Consider the following 21,092-nt stretch of genomic DNA (forward strand, 5'->3'; position numbering starts at 1 on the left):
CCCTGTTCAGGAATTAGGTTGAAGCATACGAATCGGGAAGGTTTTTTCCCCATCGTTGCTGCCAATACAATCGGCATGACCCGCGGAAGGTGATTTGCACTCGATGGTCGGCACAATAAAGTTTGAGCCATCGCTGCAGGTCATTTGCTCAGGGTTGGTAATGTTGAGCGCCCCCTGCTGCACGTTACCGTTGGCTGGGCCACGGCACGTTACGCCGCTGGACTGGCGGATGCTGACGGTGCCGTTGCCCTGGTCAAAATTATATTGCAGCTGGAGCGGGCGTCCGGTGTGCTTGTCCTGAATACCGCCATTCACGCGCCATTCGCCGTTAAGAAACTTCGCCGGGCCGTCCGGCAGGGTGGCCGGGAGGGTTAACGGTTCGCCCTGCGGCGCAACGAGCGGCGGGGCGGTTACCGGAGTCACGCCCGGAGGCGTCTGCTCGTCGTGGGTATCCTGTACGCCGGGCGGCAGTGGCGGTTCTACGCTGGCTTCATTTGCGTTAGCCGGCGGCGGCGTCGCATCGCCGTCTACCGCTCTGTCAGATGTGTCGGCAGGCATCGCGGGCACCGTTGAATCCAGCGCAGGATGCGCGTCCGCGGTTGACCCTTCCACAATGCCGGGTACGGCGCGAGCGCCAACGGCGGTTTCTGACCCCCTGATCGCCACGTCATGGGTGCTGGTGGCCGGGTGCGTAGCCACAGGTTCAGCGGTGACCGTGGTTTTATCCGCAGAAAGACCAGGGAGGCCCGGCAGGGAAAGAGAAGGAGCGCAGCCGCGGAGCAGCCCTAACAGCAGCGCCAGCAGCAGTAACGCCAAAAGTAGCCATAGCAACCAACGCCAGCGCCAGCGGCGCGTTCGAACATCAACAAAGGGCGCGGGAGCGGGTTCGACGGTTTTTTCCGTGGCGCTGGCCTGCGGCGGAACGGCCGCGAGGGCGGCGGCGGGAACGGACGATGAACTCAGCCAATGCATCGGGTGACGTTGTTCCCCTTCCGGGTGGACAAACCCCCAAAAGGTGATCACCAGCGTTCCATTAACGAGATAGACAAACTCATAATCGGGGAAATGGGTTACAGATTTTAGCAACTGGGCAAAGACCCGACGATCGCCGCCGGTTCCGCTTTGCTCCGCGTTGAGCAACTGTTCGCTTAGTGACTGCACTGCCATTCGAAACGCATTAAATTGCTGGCGCGCCGATTCTCGCTCCGCTTCGCTTGCGCCGCTCCACGGGATAACATCGCCGGGAAAACTGCTGTACCAGTCGGTTCTGTCACCGCCCTGATCGTTTTGCGGGATAGCCAGATGACGGGCCAGATCGCGCCCTGCATCAAGACGATAGATGGCTTCGCGTAGCTGGAAGGCCATCTTGAAAACAGGATAGCCCGTTTCACCCAGCGCCTTGAATGAAGAGTTATTTCCGGTACGAAGTAGTGGTCCCTGAATCGAATTTCGCATTATCTAACCCTTAAAGGCTGTAATTTGACTAAAGCCACAGTGGTGCAGGCTAATTTTTGGTCGCGCCGGGCGTCCATTTGAAACCCCAGCCATAGTGCTTATCCATCGACTCGCGGTCGGGGAAGAAACGGTCAAGGCGTTCAACCTGAATATTGCCATCGACATTTTTGAGCCTGGCGATGGCGGCGACATTATTACGCTGGTCGCTATCCGTGAGCATGGATGTAATCGGCTGCTGTTCGGGGACATAGAGGGTGACGGAGGCGTTTGTCCCTTGCCAGTTATCGGTGCCAGCGTAAATGAAGCTATAAATCAGCACCTCATCAATGTCCTGCCAGTGGCTGCCGTTGACGAAAAGCCATTCGCCATCCACGTCATTGCCTTCACGCAGATCTTCCTGCAGCAGCAGATACGGTGGCTGGTCATAGTTGCCGGGCAAATGACTCAGCGCCTCAGCGCCGCTGATTTCACCGTTTTTTAAGCGCACAAAGGCGGCAATATCGAGATCGACAGGCTCTTTGTGGTCCCCCTGCTTCCACTGCAGATTGATTTTTATCCGGCCAAAATCCTGACGTTTCTCAAGCTTCACGCTGGGATTGGTGTCAGTTAATTCGGTATGGGTTGGTGTAACAACGGGGAGCGTCACGGCCGGGCGATGTGTAAACCACCACCAGACACCGACGAGTAGGAGCAGCAGTAGCAATAATGCCAGCCAAGGAAGAAAACCGCGGCACCAGGGGATAACCACTACCGTATGGAGGGGCGCCGCTGTGCTGGCTGTGGCCCAATTGACCAACACCGGTTCGCCGCCGACGCTATAGCCGTCGAGGTGGTGTGATTGGGTGAGTAGCGTTTGCAACGCATGTGCTGACTTATCTTCGCCGCGCGCGGCCAGCTGGCTGATTAACCCCGCCAGAATGTCCTGATATTGCTGACGTTTATTCTCAACAGTCAGCCGTTCGGCGTCATTCAGTGCGGAAAAAGGTTTAGCCAGCCCCTGACGTGCTGTCCACCACTCCAGGCGTCCTTCGGCATTGCGACGCGCGGTGGCATACAGCAGCGCCAGTGAAGGGGGAAGATGACGATGTATGATACCGACCGTCTCTTCATAGGTTGTCAGCGTTGCTTCATGAATCGGCGCGGCAGTTGTTAATCGTTGCATAAGCAAATCATTATTGTTGTGGGTGATATGCATGAGATGTGTATCATTGCATCTCAGACAGCCGGAACGTTTTCTGCGCTTTTAGCGGAGCGTATTTGCTTCTTCGAGAACTTTTATTTTGTGCTTGGCTTCGGCGACCTTTTTCTCAATCGCTGAAATTTCGCTGGCGCTCGTTGCCGTTTGTGACTGGCGCTGCAGCTCCTGCAATTTGGCAATTTCCTGCTGGCGTTCGCGGCTTTGAATCTTGCTTGATTTCAGTTTTGCGAGAGTCTGCGACAGATCCGAACGCACGGCATTTAGCCTTGCTTGTTCATCTGCCAGCTTTTGATTTAAGGTCTGCTGTCTGTTTTGGGTATAATCCTGCTGTTGCCTGGCCGATTCATTTTGATATTGGCTCAGGCGAACCTGCTGTTCTTTTTGATCAACCTGCTGACGATAACCACCCGACGTGGCGCAGCTCAGTTTGGTAATAAAGCTTGGATCTTGTGCGTGTAAATCACAGTCCTGGGGAGACGTAGTACAACCCGTAAGGACAAGGGCGGCAAGAAGTGCGTATTTTCTCATCAAATAATCCATCATTAGCGTCGAATAACGCTGCTTTAAGCAGTCTTAAACCGGCCGATAATGCTATCGGCCGAAAGGGTTAACCAAGGGAGATCGCCTGGCGCTGTTCATACAGCTCGTTGGTTTCTTGTTCCAGAGCAGCAATCTTGCTATTGAGATTGGCATATTCTTTGTTCAAATTTGCCAGCTTGCTTTTCTCTGCACTTGTGGTGGTCGTTTGACCTTGTAAAGCGACCTTATAGGCAGATTCTTTATCCTTCATGCCTTTCATGGTCTCTTTCATCTTGCTGATGTTGGCATCAATTTGCGCCAGCTGGGTTTTCGCACCGGCTTTATCAAATCCAGCTTTATCTTTTTGGATGCTGATTTTGGTTAAGGTGGCCTGGTTTTCGCTAATAACTTGTTTCATCGCCAGCGTCGATTTTTCAACCGCTGCGGTATCTTTGCTGATGTCGTTATCCATTGCCTGCAGACGATCGGCGGTGGAGGCATAATCTTTTTTCAGTCTGTCAAGATAGTAGTTAGCGGTCATACCTGCAGCACAGCCAGCAGCGCCACCAATTGCAGCGCCGGCAAGCGCTTTCTTCGAGTCACCTGCTAGCGCCCCTACTAACGCGCCGAGAGCTGCGCCGGATACGGCGCCTACGCCACAACCTTGTGCACCAGAAGCGCTAAAGAACTGTGATTGTTCTGTGGTGGTAAGGCGAGGATCCGGCTTTGTCCCAGACAGGAGAGAGCTTCCGGTATTGGCACAGCCTCCAAGTAACAATGCTGCGGAAATCACGATGCATGTGGTAGTTCGGTTAAATGTATTCACAATCTTTTTCCTTAAAAATAATTAAGTAACGACAAGCAAGCTGTATCAACTAAAAATTTAGAATTAGTAATGATTTTGTCCGACATTACTGATTATTGTATTAGTTATAAGATGTCAAAAGAGCTATTCAAAGAGTATTTAAATAATAAGCAATGAATTAATTGCAATGAGTTATTATGTGTTCGTAGGTATCCCGCACTGACAGCTTATGCAATTTTGATCTTGACCCTCCATCTCCGAACAGCTTATGCAATTCTGTGTTTTCGTATCACTTTATGTTGGCCTTGCTGCTGAAACACATCTTTTTCAAAAATAATCGACATTTTCGAATTCGTAGGCCTTACCATGAAACATGGGAGGATATCTCCACATAAAATATACATTCCGTGAATATATCTCAACGTCGGTAATGACTTCAACTTACTGATAGTGTTTTATGTTTAGATAATGCCCGATGACTTTGTCATGCAGCTCCACCGATTTTGAGAACGACAGTGACTTCCGTCCCAGCCTTGCCAGATACTGCCTCAGATTCAGGTTATACCTCTCAATTCGCTGCGTATATCGCTTGCTGATAACGTGCAGCTTTCCCTTCAGGCGGGATTCATAAAGCGGCCATCCGTCCGTCATCCATACCACCACGTCAAAGGCCGATAGCAGGCTCAGAAGACGCTCCAGCGTGGACATTGTGCGTTCACCAAAAACGTGGGCCACGACCGTCCTGCGTACCCTGTCATACGCGTAAAACAGCCAGCGCTGGCGTGATTTAGCCCCGACGTAGCCCCACTGTTCGTCCATTTCCGCGCAGACGATGACGTCACTGCCCGGCTGTATGCGCGAGGTTACCGACTGCGGCCTGAGTTTTTTAAATGGCGGAAAATCGTGTTGAGGCCAACGCCCATAATGCGGGCGGTTGCCCGGCATCCAACGCCATTCATGGCCATATCAATGATTTTCTGGTGTGTACCGGGTTGAGAGGCGGTGTAAGTGAACTGTAGCTGCCATGTTTTACGGCAGTGAGAGCAGAGATAGCGCTGATGTCCGGCAGTACTTTTACCGTTACGCACCACGCCGTCAGTAGCTGAACAGGAGGGACAGCTGATAGAAACAGAAGCCACGCAAGCACCTTAAAATCACCATCATACACTAAATCAGTAAGTTGGCAGCATTACCCCCTGTACCTACGTAAAATAGTTCATCACAAGGACAGGCGGCAGCTTGCCATCACCCCCTCTGTGAATAAATGTATACAGGGAAAGAATAAGTAAACATTCTCCCGGCATTTCTGCCGGGAGAATAGATTATAATTGTTGTCTGGCGTAATCGAAAGGTGAGACCGGATTTTCACTATTCGCATCGAGAAAATCTGCCCACCATTGCAGCATCAATTTGCGTTCGTCTAAGAACTCAGCTTTATGAATGTAGGCCGCACGTACGCCATTACGCTCCTGATGGCTCATCTGACGTTCAACAGCATCCCTGGACCATAGACCAGATTCAATCAATGAACTGCATGCCATTGCCCTGAAGCCGTGGCCACAAACGTCAACTTTTGTATTGTAGCCGATCAGGCGTAACGCGTTATTCACCGTATTTTCACTCATAGGTTTCCATGGATTGTGGTCGCCAGTGAAAATTAGCTCGTGCTCACCGCTGATGACCTGGATTTGTTTGAGAATATCCAGTGCCTGAGTTGAGAGTGGAACCAGATGCTCTGTACGCATTTTGGAGCCACGATGCGAGTACTTGACCCCTTCAATAGGTTTTCGTTCAGGAGGAATGGTCCACATGGCTTTCTCGAAGTCGATCTCAGACCATCTTGCAAAGCGAAGCTCACTGGAACGAATGAAGATAAGCAGGGTAAGTTTAGTTGCCAGTCGGGTAAGAGGTTGTCCCCTGTAGGTATCCAGTCGTTCAAGGAGCTCTGAAATGCGATTTAAGGCGAGGGCAGGACGGTGCTGGCGTTTCACCGTCGTTAAAGCACCAGCCATATCCACGGCAGGGTTATAGCTGATAATGCCGGACTGGGCAGCATAGCGCATGATTGCAGTGATACGTTGCTGAAGGCGGGCAGCAATCTCATATATCTCTTTTGCTTCGGCTGCTTTAACGGGGATAAGTAAATCAGGAGTTCGGAGGGCGGTAATATCACGTGAGCCGATAAAGGGGAAAACATGAGTCTCAAGGCTTTTCAGTATCTTCTCACTATGTGCTTCGGACCATTTTTTGTTGCTCTTGTGCCACTGACGCGCAACAAGCTCGAACGTATTACTGGCCTCCGGTACTGCTTTCTTTACTCGCTTCTGTTCGCAAGGGTCGACACCATCAGAAATGAGTTTTCTCGCTGCATCGCGCTTTTCCCTTGCTTCTGATAATGAGACTTCAGGATAGACGCCCAGAGCGAGCGTTTTCTCTTTGCCCAGAAACCGATAGCGGAGCCGCCAGTAACGCGAGCCGTTAGGGTGAACGAGCAAAAACATGTTGCCGCTGTCAGCAAGTTTATAAGGTTTTTCATCCGGTTTAGCTGCACGGATTTTAGCGTCAGTGAGCGCCATTGGTGGGGTCTCCTGATAGTAAAAGGGGTATAAATTTTATCGAATCAGACTATACCCTCAGTTGTACCCTCGCAAGGCACTTGATGCGGGTTGAATTTGATTGAGTGGGGTGGAGTTAACGTGTTGTGGATGTGTTGATTTTAGCGGGATTAGAATGCAAAAACGGACCTCCGTAGAGGTCCGTTGATATGAATTTGGTGCCCGGACTCGGAATCGAACCAAGGACACGGGGATTTTCAATCCCCTGCTCTACCGACTGAGCTATCCGGGCAACGGGGCGCATTAAACCTGATTCACCGCACCTCGTCAACGAAATTTATCTGTTTCGCAGCAGACTGAACAATCTATCACCACATTGCGTCAAAAGCACGCATCTTCAGGCGAAAAACGCCGTCCAGGCCACTGAAATCGGCATCGCCAGCACCAGGGCCGGCAGCATATTCACCACGGCGAACATTTTAATTCCGCAGATGCGCAGACCGGTCGCGACCAGCAGCATACCGCCGACGGCGGTGAAATCCGCCATCATCATCGGCGTGGTTAACGGCATAATCAGCGACGCGCAGGCCGCCAGCGCCAGCTGGATGGCCAGCATCGGTACGCAAATGGCCGAGACGGCCAGCCCCAGGGTGCAGGCGAAGATAGTGGCGGTAAAGAAGTCGAGAAACGCTTTGGCAATGAGAATGCTGGCGTCGCCGGTCATTCCTTCGCGCATCGCGCCGAAAATCCCGGTTCCGCTGGCGCAGAACAGCACGATTATCGCGACGTAGCTTTGAATATAGGACTCATGCGCTGAGACCTTTTTCTGCCCCTTTTTGGGCGAAAGCAGCTGCTGGAGCTTACTGACCAGCGTATTAATGCCTTTCTCCATGTTGCACACTTCGCCGAGCAGCGCGCCCACCAGCGTTGAAAGCACCATCACCGGCAGGTTGGCGCATTTGATCACCAGCAGAATGCCGATGCCCAGCGACGCGAGGCCAAAAATAGAGGTCATTGATGTACGAATCCGTTCCGGCAATCTTTGACTTAAGAGTGCGCCGAGTACGCCGCCCAAAAGGACCGCGCCGGCGTTAATAAATGGCCCTGTAACCACAGCATGACTCCTGTTAATTATCCCTAATGACTGCATTATTATGACGCTAAACGGGCCAAAAGGCTTGCGCATCCGTGGTATGGCTGCATACGTAATTCATCTTGCGCGGTAGATTTAAAGGTGACATGATTGCGCGAATTTTCTCCTCTCCTGAATGAGGCCGCCGTGATGACGACATCGCCGCTACATCGCCGTTGCCGCTGCGTACAGATGCGCAGGCAGTACCCTTACACTGCAACTTCTGCCCACCATGCGGTGAGCGTAACGCAGGCTCACTGCAGGACAACAGTAAGATCGGACGCGGTCTGCTTTTACTGATGTCTGGCGGTCGGAGCTGGGATCCAGCCAGACCCTGACATTTCGTTGGCCAGAGCCCAGACGCCCTGGCCGAAGCCTTTTACTCTCCGGAAACGGGTATTCGCGCTCATGAAATCAATGCACATTGCCGCCAGCCGCGAGCTGGTATCCCGCCTGTCCACCCACCGTCGCGTGGTGGCCCTGGACAGTACAGATTTTACCGATGTGGCGGCAGTCGTCATTACCGTAGCGGACAGCCGCAGCGGCATCCTTGCGTTACTGAAACGCACCGGGTTCAACCTGCCGGTTTATCTGTTCAGTGACGCTGACCACGAAAAACCAGAAGGCGTGACGGCCATCGTTAGCGGCAAAGAGCAGGAGTGGCTCGAACTGGAAGCCGCCGCCTGCGGCTATGAAGAGAACCTGCTGCCGCCGTTCTTCGATACGCTGACCCAATACGTTGAGATGGATAACAGCACCTTCGCGTGCCCGGGCCATCAGCACGGCGCCTTCTTTAAGAAGCATCCGGCGGGACGGCAGTTTTTCGACTTCTTTGGTGAAAACGTCTTTCGCGCCGACATGTGCAACGCCGACGTTAAGCTTGGCGATCTGCTGATTCATGAAGGGTCTGCCAAACACGCGCAGAAGTTTGCGGCGAAGGTCTTTAACGCCGATAAAACCTACTTCGTCCTTAACGGCACCTCTGCGGCGAACAAAGTGGTGACCAACGCGCTGCTGACGCGCGGCGATCTGGTACTGTTTGACCGTAACAACCATAAATCCAATCATCATGGCGCGCTGATTCAGGCCGGGGCAACGCCGGTTTATCTCGAAGCGTCGCGCAATCCGTTTGGTTTTATTGGCGGTATCGACGATCGCTGCTTCGATGAGAAATACCTGCGCGAACTGATACGCGAGACGGCGCCGGAAAAAGCCGATGTGCCGCGCCCGTTCCGCCTGGCGGTGATTCAGCTCGGTACTTATGATGGGACGGTGTACAACGCCCGCCAGGTGGTCGATAAAATCGGCGGTCTGTGCGACTACATCCTGTTTGACTCGGCCTGGGTCGGCTACGAGCAGTTTATCCCTATGATGGCCGACTGTTCGCCGCTGCTGCTGGACCTGACGCCGGACGACCCGGGCATTTTTGTCACTCAGTCGGTGCACAAACAGCAGGCCGGTTTTTCGCAAACGTCGCAGATCCATAAAAAAGATAACCACCTGCGCGGACAGGAACGTTTTTGCCCGCATAAGCGGCTCAACAACGCCTTTATGCTGCACGCCTCGACCAGCCCGTTTTATCCGCTGTTCGCCGCTCTGGACGTGAATGCCAAAATTCACGAAGGAGAGAGCGGGCGCCGCCTGTGGGCGGAGTGCGTGGCGCTGGGTATTGAAGCGCGCAAGGCGATTATCGCCAACTGCAAAATGATCCAGCCGTTTATTCCACCGGTGGTGGCGGGGCGTCCGTGGCAGGATCATCCCACTGAAGCCATCGCCCGCGAACGGCGCTTCTTTAGCTTTGAGCCGGGCGCGCGCTGGCACGGCTTCGAAGGCTATGCCAGCGATCAGTATTTCGTTGACCCCTGTAAACTGCTGCTGACGACGCCGGGGATCGATGCGGAGAGCGGAAAATATACCGATTTTGGTATCCCGGCGACCATTCTGGCCCACTACCTGCGCGAAAACGGCATCGTGCCGGAGAAGTGCGATCTGAACTCCATTCTGTTCCTGCTGACGCCCGCAGAGAGCGCCGAGAAGCTGGCGCAGCTGGTGGCGATGCTCGCCCAGTTTGAGCAGCATATTGAATCCGACACCCCGCTGGCCGACGTTCTGCCGACCATCTTTAATAAATATCCGGTGCGCTATCGGGATTACACCATCCGCGAGCTGTGCCAGGAGATGCATAACCTGTACGTCAGCTTTGACGTTAAGGATTTGCAAAAAGAGATGTTCCGCAAGAGGAGCTTCCCGCGCGCGGTGATGAACCCGCAGGACGCCAACCGCGAGTTTATTCGCGGTAACGTTGAGCTGGTGCGCTTAAGCGAAGCCGAAGGGCGCATTGCGGCGGAGGGCGCGCTGCCGTATCCACCGGGCGTGCTGTGCGTCGTGCCTGGCGAAATCTGGGGCGGGGCGGTGCTGCGCTATTTTCTGGCGCTGGAGGAAGGCGTCAATATGCTGCCGGGCTTCTCGCCGGAGCTCCAGGGGGTCTACAGCGAAACGGACCCTGACGGCATTAAGCGGCTATATGGCTATGTGCTGAAAGCATAAAAAACGCGCCCCGTTGATAACACCGGGGCGCGTTTTTTTATTCGTAAATCTGGGGTAAGCCGTTTATTTAATGTGCGACGGTCTGCGCCCCGGTTGGTACGCGGACGTGCTTGTACTTAAACAGCGCCACAAAGGCAAAAGCCAGAACCAGCGAATAGCCGGCGAAAATCAGCCATACGGTTTGCCAGTCGGTAATCCCTTCGACGGTAAAGTGCTCCACCACTTTGCCGCTCACCATCCCGCCAAGTATGCAGCCGAAGCCGTTAGTCATCATCAGGAACATCCCCTGCGCGCTGGCGCGGATTTCCGGACGAACCTCTTTTTCCACAAACACCGAACCCGAGATGTTGAAGAAGTCGAAGGCGCAGCCATAAACGATCATCGACAGCACCAGCAGCACGGTGCCGAACGGGGTCGGGTCGCCGTAAGCGAACAGGCCGAAGCGCAGCATCCACGCCACGATACTAATCAGCATCACGTTTTTGATGCCGTAGCGGCTGAGGAAGAACGGGATGGTCAGGATGAACAGGGTTTCCGAGATCTGCGAAATCGACATCATCACCGAGGCGTGCTGCACGATAAAGCTGCTGGCGAACAGCGGATCTTTATCAAAGCTGTGCAGGAAGGTGTTGCCGAACATATTGGTGATTTGCAGTTCGGCGCCCAGCATCATCGAGAAAATAAAGAAGATCGCCATACGTTTGTTTTTAAACAGCGCGAAGGCATCAAGGCCCAGCATGGCGGTCCAGCTCTGGTTTTTCTGCTGATTGGCCACCGGAATATGCGGCAGCGTCAGGGTGAAGAGCACCAGCAGCAAGGAGAGCGCCGCGCCGATATAGAGCTGCATATGGCTCAGTTCAAAGCCGGAGAAGCTGACGCCCCACATGGCGAGGATAAAACCAATGGTGCCCCAGATACGAATCGGCGGGAAATCGGTCACGATATCCATATCCGCAGACTGTAGGCGGTAGTACGAAATGGTGTTAATCAGCCCCAGCGTTGGCATATAGGCCAGCGAGTTGAGCAGGATGACGAGGAACATTTCCCCCGGCGTGGTGACCTGGGCGGCGAGCCACAGCGTCAGCGCGCCGACCAGATGGCAAATGGCATAAACCCACTTGGCGCTGATCCATTTATCGGCAACGATACCGAGCAGCGTCGGCATAAACACTGCGGCGATACCGAGTGAGCTATAGACCGCTCCGATGGCCGCACCGTCGAACTTGAGGGTGACGAACATATACGAGCCGAGCGTGGTCAGCCAGCTTCCCCAGAGGCAGAACTGCAGGAACGACAGTACTTTGAGCTGCAGCTTAAGATTCATGTTTTGATCCTCACGGATATAGAATTGTTTTGTGTTTTAAATAACATTTATGGCGTTATTTTGGTTGGATTCTATCATTTATGCGATGGATGCTTTTGTTAACTGCCGCAGAAAATCGCAAAACAGTTGCGCAACTCTATTGTGTATAGCAAAAGGAATACGCCCTTGAGGAAACAAGGGCGCTGGAGGGAGATTACCTGCGGCGGTAGCCTTTCTGCGCCGAGTTAACCTTATACAGATAACGACGCGACTCGGCGGAGGGGTGACGGCTGGTGATGGTCTGATAAACATCTCCCGGCGTCATGTTGTTGATGATATTCGCCGCCTGAACCTTATCGCTGGAGAAGACCCGCAGTACGCTGCCCGCGCCGCCGTTATAGGCGGTGATGACCGCATAGCGACGCGAGGTCGGGTTGGTGATGCCGGACAAATAGACGTTGTTCAGCATCGCCAGATAGGCGGTGCCGGTGTCGATGTTATTGACCGGATCGAACAGATAGCTGCGGCTCGGCAGGCCTGATTTGCCCTGCGAACGGAATACGTCCTTCCCGGCGCTGTGCTGCACCACCTGCATCAGCCCCAGCGCGTCGGCGTGGCTGACCGCATAGGGGTTAAAGGAAGATTCGGTTTGCATAATTGCCAGGATCAGCGATTCATCAACGCCGTATTTGCGCGATGCCTGACGGACCATGCCAATGTATTTATGCGCGCGTTTGTCGAGGTGGTTCGGCACCAGGTTGATGGTGATGCTGTAGATCATGCGCGGGCCGTTGCTGCGGCTTTTCAGGCGCGTTTGCAGCAGATAGTCGGCGAAGCGCGAGGCGCGCCACTCCCAGCGAATCGACTCGCCGGTGTTATCCACCACCTGACCGTACAGGAACGGCTCTTTTGAAATCTGAATATCATCGACGTCGGAATAGAGGTCGATGGAGTTCGGGTCGTCGCCCATCAGCAGGGTTTTAATAATCGCCTGGCGCAGGCGCCCGGCCGGGTCGGTGCCGGCGATGGTTTCGACGGTAATCGTCCCCGCATCAAAGTTGATATGGCTACGGGTCTGATACTGGTCGGTGTATTTGACGTAGTCCTTCGGCCCGGCGAGCAGAACTTCGTTATAACCCCAAATATTCTCGATGTTATGGGCGAACTGGCCCATCAGAATGTCAAAGCCGTTGGTGTCCTTTACCCACGCCTCGTTGTACTCGGCGCCTTTTTTGGTTGAGCTGGAACACGAAACGAGCAAAGGCGCAATCAGCGCTAGCGCTAAGTATTTTTTCATCATTCCGGGAGTGCGTGTTGTGTTTATTGTTGTAAAGGGCCGTCAGGCCCTTACTGTTTTTCTGGCGGCGTGTAGCCTTCGATGTGCACGTCTTTACCTTCAAACAGGAACTGAACCATCTCCTGCTCCAGCAGTTTGCGATGCTCCGGGTTCATCATGCTGAGTTTTTTCTCGTTGATCAGCATCGTCTGCTTATGCTGCCACTGGGCCCAGGCTTCTTTGGAGATTTCGTTATAGATGCGTTTGCCCAGCTCGCCCGGGTACAGCTGAAAATCCTGGCCCTCGGCTTCACGCTGCAGGAAAGTACAAAAAATCGTTCTGCTCATTCTTAATCCTCTTTAATCGCCAGAAAGCTAAACCGGTGCTCCGGCTTTTAACTGTTGCAACAAGCGCTCCACGGGAGCCGCCAGACCGACGGACGGCGGCTGCGCTAAGTTATACCAGAGTGCGCCCCCTTCATCCATGCATGCGCCGGATGAGTGCACTGTAAGCCACATCGGCACAATATCCAGATGGAAATGGCTGAAAGTGTGGCGGAACGCGGTTAATTGCGTCAGATTATCGGTCTTAATCTGACGCTGGGCCAGCCACGCCCGCAGCGCATCTTCATCCTCAAACTGCGGGAAGCAGAACAAACCGCCCCATAAGCCCACCGGCGGGCGCTGGGAGAGGAACACCTCGTCGCCGTGCTGCATCAGCAGGAAATAGCCGGTACGCTCGGGGATCGTCTGTTTCGGTTTTTTGCCTGGGTATTGAGCCCATGAATGATTTGCGTAGGCCACGCAGCCGTTATTCAGCGGACAGAGCTCGCATTTTGGCTTAGAGCGGGTACACACCATCGCCCCGAGGTCCATCATGGCCTGGTTAAAACGCTCGACGCCTTTGGCCGGCGTGACGTCCTCGGCGATCTCCCACAGGCGTTTCTCAACCTCTTTTTTCCCCGGCCAACCGCTGACAGCATAGCAGCGCGCGAGCACGCGCTTCACGTTACCGTCGAGAATCGGATAATGCTGACCGAGAGAAAGGGATAAAATCGCGCCGGCGGTAGAGCGGCCCACGCCCGGCAGCGCGGCGACTTCATCGAAGGTCTGCGGGAATTTGCCGTCGTGCAGGGTGGCCACCTGCTGCGCCGCTTTATGTAAATTGCGCGCGCGGGCGTAATAGCCCAGGCCGGTCCACAGATGCAGGACTTCATCGAGGGGCGCGTTCGCCAGGTCGGTAATCGTTGGGAAACGCGCCATAAAGCGTTCAAAATAGGGGATGACTGTCGCCACTTGTGTTTGTTGCAACATCACCTCGGAGAGCCATACTTTGTAGGGCGTCTTGCCGATTTGCCAGGGCAGGGTTTTACGCCCGTATTTGTCGTACCAGTCCAGCACCTGGGCTGAAAATTGCGCGGCGGGAAAAGTCAAAGCTACGGCTCCGGGATAGCGATTATAAGGTGGCAGATTGCAGCACAAGGGCGAGAGGCTGTAAACCCTTGCATCCGCCGGGTAACTTTGGATAATGCCCGTTTTCCGAACACTCTCACAAGCAGACTTAACTTTTATGAAAAACGACGTCATATCTCCGGAATTCGATGAAAACGGCCGTCCGCTGCGCCGTATTCGCAGCTTCGTCCGTCGTCAGGGCCGCCTGACCAAAGGTCAGCAGCACGCGCTGGACAATATTTGGCCGGTGATGGGCGTTGAATTTAACGATGCGCCGCTCGATTTCGCCGCGCTGTTTGGCCGTGAGGCGCCGGTCACGCTGGAGATCGGTTTCGGTATGGGCGCTTCGCTGGTGGCGATGGCGAAAGAGAAGCCGCAGCAGAATTTCCTCGGCATTGAAGTGCACTCGCCGGGCGTCGGCGCCTGCCTGGCGTCCGCCGAAGAAGAGGGGGTGCAGAACCTGCGCGTCATGTGCCACGATGCGGTGGAAGTGCTGCATACGATGATTCCGGATAACTCTCTGAGCATGGTGCAGCTGTTTTTCCCTGACCCGTGGCACAAAGCGCGTCATAATAAGCGCCGTATCGTTCAGCCGCCTTTTGCCGAACTGGTGAAAAGTAAACTGAAGCTGGGCGGCGTCTTCCATATGGCGACCGACTGGGAGCAATATGCCGAGCATATGTTGGAAGTGATGTCCTCGCTTGAAGGGTATCGTAACCGGTCTGAAAGCAACGACTATGTGCCGCGCCCGGAATCGCGCCCGGTAACCAAATTTGAACAGCGTGGCCATCGTCTTGGCCACGGCGTATGGGACTTAATGTTCGAGAGGGTGAAATAATGGCAACGAATCGTAGCCGTCGTCTGCGTAAAAAAATGCATATCGACGAGTTTCAGGAAGTGGGTTTTTCCGTCGCGTGGCGTTTCGCGGATGGAACCAGCGAAGAGCAGATCGACCAGACCGTTAACGATCTGATTGATGAAGTGATTGAGCCTAATAAGCTGGCCTTTGACGGCAGCGGTTATCTTTCCTGGGAAGGCCTGATCTGCCTGCAGGAAATCGGCAAATGCACCGAGGAACACCAGGCCATCGTACGTAAATGGCTGGAAGACCGCGGGCTTGCCGATGTACGCACCAGCGAACTTTTTGATATCTGGTGGGACTAAGTTTGACAAGGGTCGGCAACTGCCGGCCCGTTTTGTCTGAAGGGAGTTAAATGATGCGCAAAACGCTGTTGGCATTGGCGCTTTCCGTCACCGCTTTGTCCGCGCATGCGGACTACCAGTGTAGCGTCACGCCGCGTGACGATGTCATCCTCAGCCCGCAGCAGGTGCAGGTAAAAGGCGAAAACGGCGATCTGGTGATTAAGCCGGACGGCAACCTGACCTTTAACGGTAAAGCGTATTCCCTGAACGCCGCTCAGCGCGAGCAGGCTCAGGACTATCAGGCTGGCCTGCGCAGCAGCCTGCCGTGGATTGATGAAGGCGCCCGCACGCGGGTAGAAAAAGGCCGCGCCGCGCTGGATAAAATTATTACCGAACAGGTGGGGGCCAGCAGCAGCATGCATAGCCGCCTGACCAAGCTTGATGCGCAGCTGAAAGCGCAAATGAGCCGCATAATTGAACATCGTAACGATGGCCTGACCTTCCACTATAAAGCCATCGATCAGGTGCGCGCCGACGGCCAGCAGCTGGTAAATCAGGCGATGGGCGGCATTCTGCAGGATAGCATCAACGAGATGGGGGCGAAGGCGGTTCTTAAAGGCGGCGGTAACCCGCTGCAGGGGATCCTCGGCAGCCTTGGCGGCCTGCAAACGGCCATTCAGGATGAATGGAAAAACCAGGAAGCCGATTTCCAGCAGTTTGGTAAGGATGTCTGCAGCCGCGTGGTCTCCCTTGAGGAGAGCCGCAAAGCGCTGGTGGGGTCGTTAAAGTAAGTTTTATTTCGCTACCTGCGCCCGCAGGTAGCGATTATGGTCAGTCGATCACATCAGCCCCAGCAGCTGCGGAATAAACAGCGAGATCTGCGGGATATAGACAATCATCATCAGCGCGATCAGCAGGGCGGCGTAGAACGGTAGCAGCGGTTTGATGAGCTGCTGAATTTTAACGCCGGAAATGGAGCAGCCAACGAACAGCGCGCTGCCTACCGGCGGCGTCAGCAGACCGATGCACAGGTTGGCGACCATCATGATGCCGAAATGCACCGGGTCCATCCCTAAATCCTGCGCGATGGGCAGGAATATCGGCGTGAAAATCAGCACCGCCGGGGTCATGTCCATAAAGATCCCAACGATTAACAGCACGATATTAATCAGCAGCAGTATCACCACCGGGTTTTCTGACACCCCCATTAGCGCATCGCTTATCATGTAGGGAATGTCGGCGTTGGTCATCGCCCACGACATGCCGACGGAAAAGCCGATCAGCAGCAGCACGATAGAGGTCATCACCACCGATTCAAGGATCAGCTTCGGCAGATCGCGCCATTTCACTTCCCGATAAATGAGCACCGACAGGATAAAGGTGTAGACCACGGCGATAGCCGACGCTTCGGTAGCGGTAAAAATGCCGCCGAGGATCCCGCCCATCACAATAATCACCAGCAGCAGGCTGGGCAGGGCGTCGAAAAACGCTTTTGCCGCCTGGGCGCAGGTGGGGCGTTCAGAAACCGGATAGCCGCGACGTTTAGCAATGACGGCACAGACCACCATAATAGCCAGGCCCATCAGAATGCCCGGCAGATAGCCGGCCATAAACAGCGACGCGACCGACACGCCGCCCGCCGTCAGGGAAAAGACGATCAGCACGTTTGACGGCGGAATAAGCAGGCCCGTGATGCACGACGAGACGTTCACCGCCGTGGAGAAAGCCGGATCGTAGCCTTTCTGCGTCTGAATGGGGTTCAGCGTGCCCCCTACCGCGGCGGCGGCGGCGACCGCCGAGCCTGAAATCGAGCCGAACATCATGTTTGCCAGCACGTTGACGTGGCCCAGAGAGCCCGGTACGCGTCCGACCATCACCTGAGCCAGATTGATTAAGCGTATGGCAATCCCGCCGCTGTTCATCAGCGTACCGGCAAAGATAAAGAATGGAATCGCCAGCAGGGCGAAGTTATCGAGGCCGTTCGCCAGGCGCTGAGAAACCGTAATCACCGCGATATCCCACGGGAACATCAGCAGCATTGAACCGACGGTGGCGATGCCGATGGAGAAGGAGATAGGTACGCCAATAAAAACCAGAATAAAGAAAGAGCCAAATAGCATCAGTGCGATATAGCTGTCCATCAATTTGCCCCCGCTTCAGCGTGCTTCATGTTTTTTAGCCCATTGCTGACAAAACATACTGCGTAAAACATCATAATGAGGCCGGTTAACGGCAGGATCAGATAGACGTAGCCCATGGGGATCTGCATTGCCGCTGAGACCTGGGAGGTCGACAGCGTTTTTTCAATCAGCTTCACGCCGCCGGTCACAATCACCGATCCGGCAAAAATAAAGATCAGCAGATTAATGATGACGCTGAGCAGCGCCTGCCTGCGGGGAGGGAGCGTCATCGCCAGTAAGTCGATAGCCAGATGACGCTGGGCGCCGACGGTATATGCCGCACCCAGTAGCCCGACCCAGATCATCAAAAAGCGCGCCAGCTCGTCGGTCAGGGTGCTGGGCTGGTTGAGTACGTAGCGGCTGAACACCTGCCAGACGACGCAAACAACCAGCGCAATCATAACGGCGACGGAGAATGCGGCGATCGTGCGGTCCACCGCCAGCTTTATGCGGTTAAGTATCATCATTGTTTTCCCGATGAAAGCGGGCCAGCGGCTGGCCCGCTAAGTGTTATTCGGCGGCAGCTTCAAATTTGGCCAGCAGGGCGGCCTGCTTCGGATCTTTTTTGAACTCATCAAACAGCGGCTGCACGGCGGCGCGGAACGGCGCTTTATCCACTTTGATAATTTCGCCGCCCATGGCTTTGGCCTGCGCGCGGGTGTCGGCATCGATCTTGTCCCACAGTTTTTGCTGATACGCTTCGGAAGCTTTCGCCGCCTTGATCAGGATTTGCTGCTGATCCGGCGTCAATTTGTCCCAGGTTTTACTGGAAATAACGAGGAAATCCGGGATGGACGCATGTTCATCTTCTGAGAACACTTTCGCGATTTCGATATGGCGCGTTTGCACCCAGGAAGGCACGTTGTTCTCCGCGCCGTCCACCACGCCCTGCTGCATGGCGGTATAAACTTCACCAAAGGAAATAGGGGTTGGCGAACCGCCCATTAATTCGACCATTTTTAAGGTTGTCGGGCTGGCCTGGACGCGGATCTTCAATCCTTTTAAATCTTCCGGTTTAGTGATGGGCTTTTTGGCGTAAAAACTGCGGGTCCCGGCAACATAGGCGGAAAGCGCAAAGAATCCTTTATCTTTCGTGGACTCCATAATTTCCTTGCCCACGTCACCAAAGACGACTTTATTGAAGTGATTCTGATCTTTAAACAGGAACGGTAAATTATATATCGCGTAGACGTTATCGAATGATTCCAGATCGCTGGCGGAACCTTTGGTCATATCCAGCGCGCCGTTTTGTAATAGCTCCATCGTTTCGCGCGCGCTGCCCATCTGGCTACTGGGATATATACGAATCTTCATATCACCGTTGGAAAGTTGGTTAACCTCTTTGGACATCGCCTCAAAGGCCTGATGGACAACGTGGCTACGTTCGAGGTTATGTGCCAGTTTTAACGTGACTTTTTCAGCTGCGCTGGCGCCGGAAGCGAGCAGGGCAAGCAGAGATACACACGCCAGAGAACGAGAAAAAGAGAGTTTTTTCATGAGTCGGCTCCATGCACTTAGGGTAATTGGTCAATATCTTAAAGGGTATTCCTTGTTTCTGTATGACATATTATCCTTGTTGTCGTACATCTTTAAGCTGTCTGACTCACACTTTTTCGCAATCAGGCGATCAAATACGTATTTTTGTGCGGTAGGTTATATTTATTTTTAATAAATGAATGTGAATTTATTTTTATTGGAAATGTTGAATTGAGATGATTCGGAAATAGCGATATTGATATTTCGGAAAAAACGAATAATTAATTATCCCGTTATTTTTATAACGGGATAAGCATAGCGAGGTTTATTCGCTGAGGAATAATTCGAGAAGGGAGTTCAAAAAGAGCTTACCGTGCTCGGTAATCTGCCAGCAGCGCTCATCTTCCGTCAGATAGCCCTCAGCAATGGCGGCATCGATTTGCGGACGGATTGTACGCTCATCAAGCCCGGTGTAGCGGCTAAATTCATCTCGCGGCGCCGCTTCCAGCAGGCGGAAACGGTTCATAAAGAACTCGAACGGCTTATCCGCATCTTCCACATCATGCTGGCGCTCCAGATAACGGCCTTCCATATAGCCGCGCGGGTGGCGGGTTTTCGCCGTCCGCAGAATGCGCCCGTCCGGGAAGGTCACTTTGCCGTGCGCGCCGCAGCCAATGCCCAGGTAGTCGCCAAAGCGCCAGTAGTTCAGGTTATGCTGGCACTGATATCCCGGCTTAGCGTAGGCGGAGGTTTCATATTGTTGATAGCCCGCCGCGCTGAGCAGGCCGTGCCCCTGTTCATAAATATCCCACAGCGCGTCGTCGTCCGGCAGGGTCGGCGGACGCGAGCCAAACAGGGTGTTTGGCTCAATGGTCAGCTGATACCAGGAGAGATGCGGCGGATTGAGCGCAATCGCCTGACGCAGGTCGTCCAGCGCCTCTTCCAGAGACTGATCCGGCAGACCGTGCATTAAATCGAGGTTAAAGCTGCGCAGTCCCAGACCGCTTGCCAGGTTTGCCGCGCGTTTGGCTTCCTGCGGCCCGTGGATGCGCCCGAGACGCTGGAGCTTCTGTTCGCTAAAGCTCTGTACGCCGATGGAGATGCGATTAATACCTGCGCGCTGATACTCGACAAAACGGTCCGCTTCTACGGTGCCGGGGTTGGCTTCCATCGTGATTTCCGCGTTGCCCGCCAGGGGAAGAGCTTCCCGCACGCCGTCGAGCAGGGTTTGCATCGCCGGGCCTGAGAGCAGGCTCGGCGTACCGCCGCCGATGAAAATAGTCCCGATTTCACGTCCCTGCGCATAGTGGGCGTCGGCCCGCAGATCGTTCAGCAGATGCTGAACGTAGTCGTCGTGCGGTACCTCGCCCTTCAACGCATGCGAGTTGAAATCGCAGTACGGGCATTTTTGCACGCACCACGGGATGTGAATATAGAGGCTCAGGGGCGGCAAATTAGCCATTACGTAAGGCTTCCAGTAACAGTTTGAGCGCGCGTCCGCGGTGGGAAATGGCGCTCTTTTCTTCACGGCTCAGCTCCGCTGCGGTTTTACCTTCCGTCGGAACAAAGAATATCGGGTCGTAACCAAAGCCGCCGCTGCCTGCGGCTTCGCGAGCGATGATGCCCGGCCAGCTGCCGTGGCAAACCAGCGGGGTGGGATCTTCCGCATGGCGCAGATAGACCAGCACGCAGTGGAATTGCGCCTGGCGCCGATCGTCAGGCACGTCGCGCAGCGCGTCGAGCAGCTTTTCCAGATTGCGCTGGTCGGTCGCGTCTTCGCCGGAATAGCGGGCGGAATAGATGCCGGGCGCGCCGCCTAACGCATCAACGGCCAGACCTGAGTCATCGGCGATGGCCGGGAGGCCGGTAATCTGCGCGGCATGACGCGCTTTCAGAATGGCGTTTTCGATAAAGGTCAGGCCGGTTTCCTCTGCGGAATCCACGCCCAGTTCGGTTTGCGCCACGATATCGAGGCCAAAATCTGCCAGCAGCGAGGCCAGCTCGCGCACTTTCCCGGGGTTGCCGGTGGCGAGAACAACTTTTTGCATATGA

Annotated in this window: 20 protein-coding genes and 1 tRNA gene; 4 read left to right on the forward strand and 17 right to left on the reverse strand. The window is 54.4% G+C overall.

Annotation, left to right across the window (positions count from 1 at the left end; all coding sequences use genetic code 11):
* Window positions 1–6 precede the first annotated feature (6 nt).
* From ABLU87_RS18880 to ABLU87_RS18915, 8 genes are all read right to left on the reverse strand, one after another.
* Window positions 7–1,455: an SrfA family protein gene (locus ABLU87_RS18880; protein ID WP_023288354.1), complete on the reverse strand. Its 1,449-nt coding sequence runs from the start codon at window positions 1,453–1,455 to the stop codon at window positions 7–9.
* 49 nt (window positions 1,456–1,504) lie between these two features.
* Window positions 1,505–2,617, reverse strand: coding sequence for a tellurite resistance domain protein (locus ABLU87_RS18885; protein WP_072096726.1), 1,113 nt, complete (start codon window positions 2,615–2,617; stop codon window positions 1,505–1,507).
* A gap of 81 nt (window positions 2,618–2,698) precedes the next feature.
* On the reverse strand, window positions 2,699–3,181 hold the full coding sequence (locus ABLU87_RS18890) for a hypothetical protein (protein WP_023288353.1): 483 nt from the start codon (window positions 3,179–3,181) through the stop codon (window positions 2,699–2,701).
* Window positions 3,182–3,260: 79 nt separating this feature from the next.
* Entirely contained in the window at window positions 3,261–3,998 is a 738-nt protein-coding gene (locus ABLU87_RS18895; protein ID WP_032747578.1) for a glycine zipper domain-containing protein, read from the reverse strand.
* 420 nt (window positions 3,999–4,418) lie between these two features.
* A protein-coding gene (locus ABLU87_RS18900; protein ID WP_224267724.1) for an IS1 family transposase occupies window positions 4,419–5,116 on the reverse strand; the annotation gives its coding sequence in 2 pieces (ribosomal slippage) (window positions 4,419–4,867 and window positions 4,867–5,116; 699 coding nt in all).
* Between the two features lie 183 nt (window positions 5,117–5,299).
* Window positions 5,300–6,553: an integrase arm-type DNA-binding domain-containing protein gene (locus tag ABLU87_RS18905; RefSeq protein ID WP_032747583.1), complete on the reverse strand. Its 1,254-nt coding sequence runs from the start codon at window positions 6,551–6,553 to the stop codon at window positions 5,300–5,302.
* 195 nt (window positions 6,554–6,748) lie between these two features.
* A tRNA-Phe gene (locus ABLU87_RS18910) sits at window positions 6,749–6,824 on the reverse strand.
* A gap of 105 nt (window positions 6,825–6,929) precedes the next feature.
* Window positions 6,930–7,646, reverse strand: a complete 717-nt coding sequence (locus ABLU87_RS18915; protein ID WP_004135818.1) for a DUF554 domain-containing protein — start codon at window positions 7,644–7,646, stop codon at window positions 6,930–6,932.
* Window positions 7,647–8,072: 426 nt separating this feature from the next.
* On the opposite strand from ABLU87_RS18915, the gene ABLU87_RS18920 reads away from it, so the two are divergent.
* Window positions 8,073–10,211: an ornithine decarboxylase gene (locus ABLU87_RS18920; protein ID WP_122117605.1), complete on the forward strand. Its 2,139-nt coding sequence runs from the start codon at window positions 8,073–8,075 to the stop codon at window positions 10,209–10,211.
* Window positions 10,212–10,278: 67 nt separating this feature from the next.
* Here the strand turns inward: ABLU87_RS18920 and ABLU87_RS18925 are convergent, their stop codons facing one another.
* The 4 genes from ABLU87_RS18925 to mutY all read right to left on the reverse strand — a co-directional run bounded on the left by ABLU87_RS18925 (window position 10,279) and on the right by mutY (window position 14,223).
* Window positions 10,279–11,535, reverse strand: a complete 1,257-nt coding sequence (locus tag ABLU87_RS18925) for a nucleoside permease (RefSeq protein ID WP_009651814.1) — start codon at window positions 11,533–11,535, stop codon at window positions 10,279–10,281.
* A 193-nt stretch (window positions 11,536–11,728) separates the two neighbouring features.
* Window positions 11,729–12,811, reverse strand: a complete 1,083-nt coding sequence (mltC, locus tag ABLU87_RS18930; RefSeq protein ID WP_014226844.1) for a membrane-bound lytic murein transglycosylase MltC — start codon at window positions 12,809–12,811, stop codon at window positions 11,729–11,731.
* A gap of 50 nt (window positions 12,812–12,861) precedes the next feature.
* A complete protein-coding gene (locus tag ABLU87_RS18935; RefSeq protein ID WP_004854175.1) occupies window positions 12,862–13,137 on the reverse strand; it encodes an oxidative damage protection protein in 276 nt (91 codons plus the stop codon).
* Window positions 13,138–13,164: 27 nt separating this feature from the next.
* Window positions 13,165–14,223, reverse strand: coding sequence for an A/G-specific adenine glycosylase (mutY, locus tag ABLU87_RS18940; RefSeq protein ID WP_009651815.1), 1,059 nt, complete (start codon window positions 14,221–14,223; stop codon window positions 13,165–13,167).
* Between the two features lie 136 nt (window positions 14,224–14,359).
* Between mutY and trmB the strand changes: the two genes are divergently transcribed.
* The 3 genes from trmB to ABLU87_RS18955 are packed head-to-tail and all read left to right on the forward strand — an operon-like array spanning window position 14,360 to window position 16,175.
* The gene (gene trmB, locus ABLU87_RS18945; RefSeq protein ID WP_004854170.1) at window positions 14,360–15,079 is read left to right on the forward strand and encodes a tRNA (guanosine(46)-N7)-methyltransferase TrmB; all 720 of its coding nucleotides are present in this window, start codon (window positions 14,360–14,362) and stop codon (window positions 15,077–15,079) included.
* Window positions 15,079–15,405 (forward strand): YggL family protein, encoded by a 327-nt coding sequence (locus ABLU87_RS18950; protein WP_004854168.1) that lies wholly within the window; start codon window positions 15,079–15,081, stop codon window positions 15,403–15,405. Before trmB ends, ABLU87_RS18950 begins: the two co-directional genes overlap by 1 nt.
* A 50-nt stretch (window positions 15,406–15,455) precedes the next feature.
* Window positions 15,456–16,175 (forward strand): DUF2884 domain-containing protein, encoded by a 720-nt coding sequence (locus ABLU87_RS18955; protein ID WP_009651812.1) that lies wholly within the window; start codon window positions 15,456–15,458, stop codon window positions 16,173–16,175.
* A gap of 48 nt (window positions 16,176–16,223) precedes the next feature.
* On the opposite strand, the gene ABLU87_RS18960 is transcribed toward ABLU87_RS18955, so the two are convergent.
* The 5 genes from ABLU87_RS18960 to ABLU87_RS18980 all read right to left on the reverse strand — a co-directional run bounded on the left by ABLU87_RS18960 (window position 16,224) and on the right by ABLU87_RS18980 (window position 21,088).
* Window positions 16,224–17,525 (reverse strand): TRAP transporter large permease subunit, encoded by a 1,302-nt coding sequence (locus tag ABLU87_RS18960; protein ID WP_004105725.1) that lies wholly within the window; start codon window positions 17,523–17,525, stop codon window positions 16,224–16,226.
* A complete protein-coding gene (locus ABLU87_RS18965) occupies window positions 17,525–18,028 on the reverse strand; it encodes a TRAP transporter small permease (protein WP_014226842.1) in 504 nt (167 codons plus the stop codon). Before ABLU87_RS18965 ends, ABLU87_RS18960 begins: the two co-directional genes overlap by 1 nt.
* A 46-nt stretch (window positions 18,029–18,074) precedes the next feature.
* Window positions 18,075–19,061 carry a TRAP transporter substrate-binding protein gene (locus ABLU87_RS18970; RefSeq protein ID WP_014839537.1) on the reverse strand — a complete coding sequence of 329 codons (987 nt, stop codon included), beginning with the start codon at window positions 19,059–19,061 and terminating at the stop codon, window positions 18,075–18,077.
* Window positions 19,062–19,365: 304 nt separating this feature from the next.
* On the reverse strand, window positions 19,366–20,502 hold the full coding sequence (hemW, locus tag ABLU87_RS18975) for a radical SAM family heme chaperone HemW (RefSeq protein ID WP_122117407.1): 1,137 nt from the start codon (window positions 20,500–20,502) through the stop codon (window positions 19,366–19,368).
* Window positions 20,495–21,088 carry an XTP/dITP diphosphatase gene (locus tag ABLU87_RS18980; protein ID WP_004854157.1) on the reverse strand — a complete coding sequence of 198 codons (594 nt, stop codon included), beginning with the start codon at window positions 21,086–21,088 and terminating at the stop codon, window positions 20,495–20,497. Before ABLU87_RS18980 ends, hemW begins: the two co-directional genes overlap by 8 nt.
* Window positions 21,089–21,092 lie beyond the last annotated feature (4 nt).

It is taken from the genome of Klebsiella sp. CB_Kp196 (assembly GCF_040061575.1).
GTDB lineage: Bacteria > Pseudomonadota > Gammaproteobacteria > Enterobacterales > Enterobacteriaceae > Klebsiella > Klebsiella michiganensis.

Excerpts from the sequence above, each read along its gene's own strand:
- ABLU87_RS18880 (WP_023288354.1), bottom strand. The coding sequence starts at position 1,455 with ATGCGAAATTCGATTCAGGGACCACTACTTCGTACCGGAAATAACTCT.
- ABLU87_RS18885 (WP_072096726.1), bottom strand. The coding sequence starts at position 2,617 with ATGCAACGATTAACAACTGCCGCGCCGATTCATGAAGCAACGCTGACA.
- ABLU87_RS18890 (WP_023288353.1), bottom strand. The coding sequence starts at position 3,181 with ATGAGAAAATACGCACTTCTTGCCGCCCTTGTCCTTACGGGTTGTACT.
- ABLU87_RS18905 (WP_032747583.1), bottom strand. The coding sequence starts at position 6,553 with ATGGCGCTCACTGACGCTAAAATCCGTGCAGCTAAACCGGATGAAAAA.
- ABLU87_RS18920 (WP_122117605.1), top strand. The coding sequence starts at position 8,073 with ATGAAATCAATGCACATTGCCGCCAGCCGCGAGCTGGTATCCCGCCTG.
- ABLU87_RS18925 (WP_009651814.1), bottom strand. The coding sequence starts at position 11,535 with ATGAATCTTAAGCTGCAGCTCAAAGTACTGTCGTTCCTGCAGTTCTGC.
- mltC (WP_014226844.1), bottom strand. The coding sequence starts at position 12,811 with ATGAAAAAATACTTAGCGCTAGCGCTGATTGCGCCTTTGCTCGTTTCG.
- ABLU87_RS18935 (WP_004854175.1), bottom strand. The coding sequence starts at position 13,137 with ATGAGCAGAACGATTTTTTGTACTTTCCTGCAGCGTGAAGCCGAGGGC.
- trmB (WP_004854170.1), top strand. The coding sequence starts at position 14,360 with ATGAAAAACGACGTCATATCTCCGGAATTCGATGAAAACGGCCGTCCG.
- ABLU87_RS18950 (WP_004854168.1), top strand. The coding sequence starts at position 15,079 with ATGGCAACGAATCGTAGCCGTCGTCTGCGTAAAAAAATGCATATCGAC.
- ABLU87_RS18955 (WP_009651812.1), top strand. The coding sequence starts at position 15,456 with ATGATGCGCAAAACGCTGTTGGCATTGGCGCTTTCCGTCACCGCTTTG.
- ABLU87_RS18960 (WP_004105725.1), bottom strand. The coding sequence starts at position 17,525 with ATGGACAGCTATATCGCACTGATGCTATTTGGCTCTTTCTTTATTCTG.
- ABLU87_RS18965 (WP_014226842.1), bottom strand. The coding sequence starts at position 18,028 with ATGATACTTAACCGCATAAAGCTGGCGGTGGACCGCACGATCGCCGCA.
- ABLU87_RS18970 (WP_014839537.1), bottom strand. The coding sequence starts at position 19,061 with ATGAAAAAACTCTCTTTTTCTCGTTCTCTGGCGTGTGTATCTCTGCTT.
- hemW (WP_122117407.1), bottom strand. The coding sequence starts at position 20,502 with ATGGCTAATTTGCCGCCCCTGAGCCTCTATATTCACATCCCGTGGTGC.
- ABLU87_RS18980 (WP_004854157.1), bottom strand. The coding sequence starts at position 21,088 with ATGCAAAAAGTTGTTCTCGCCACCGGCAACCCCGGGAAAGTGCGCGAG.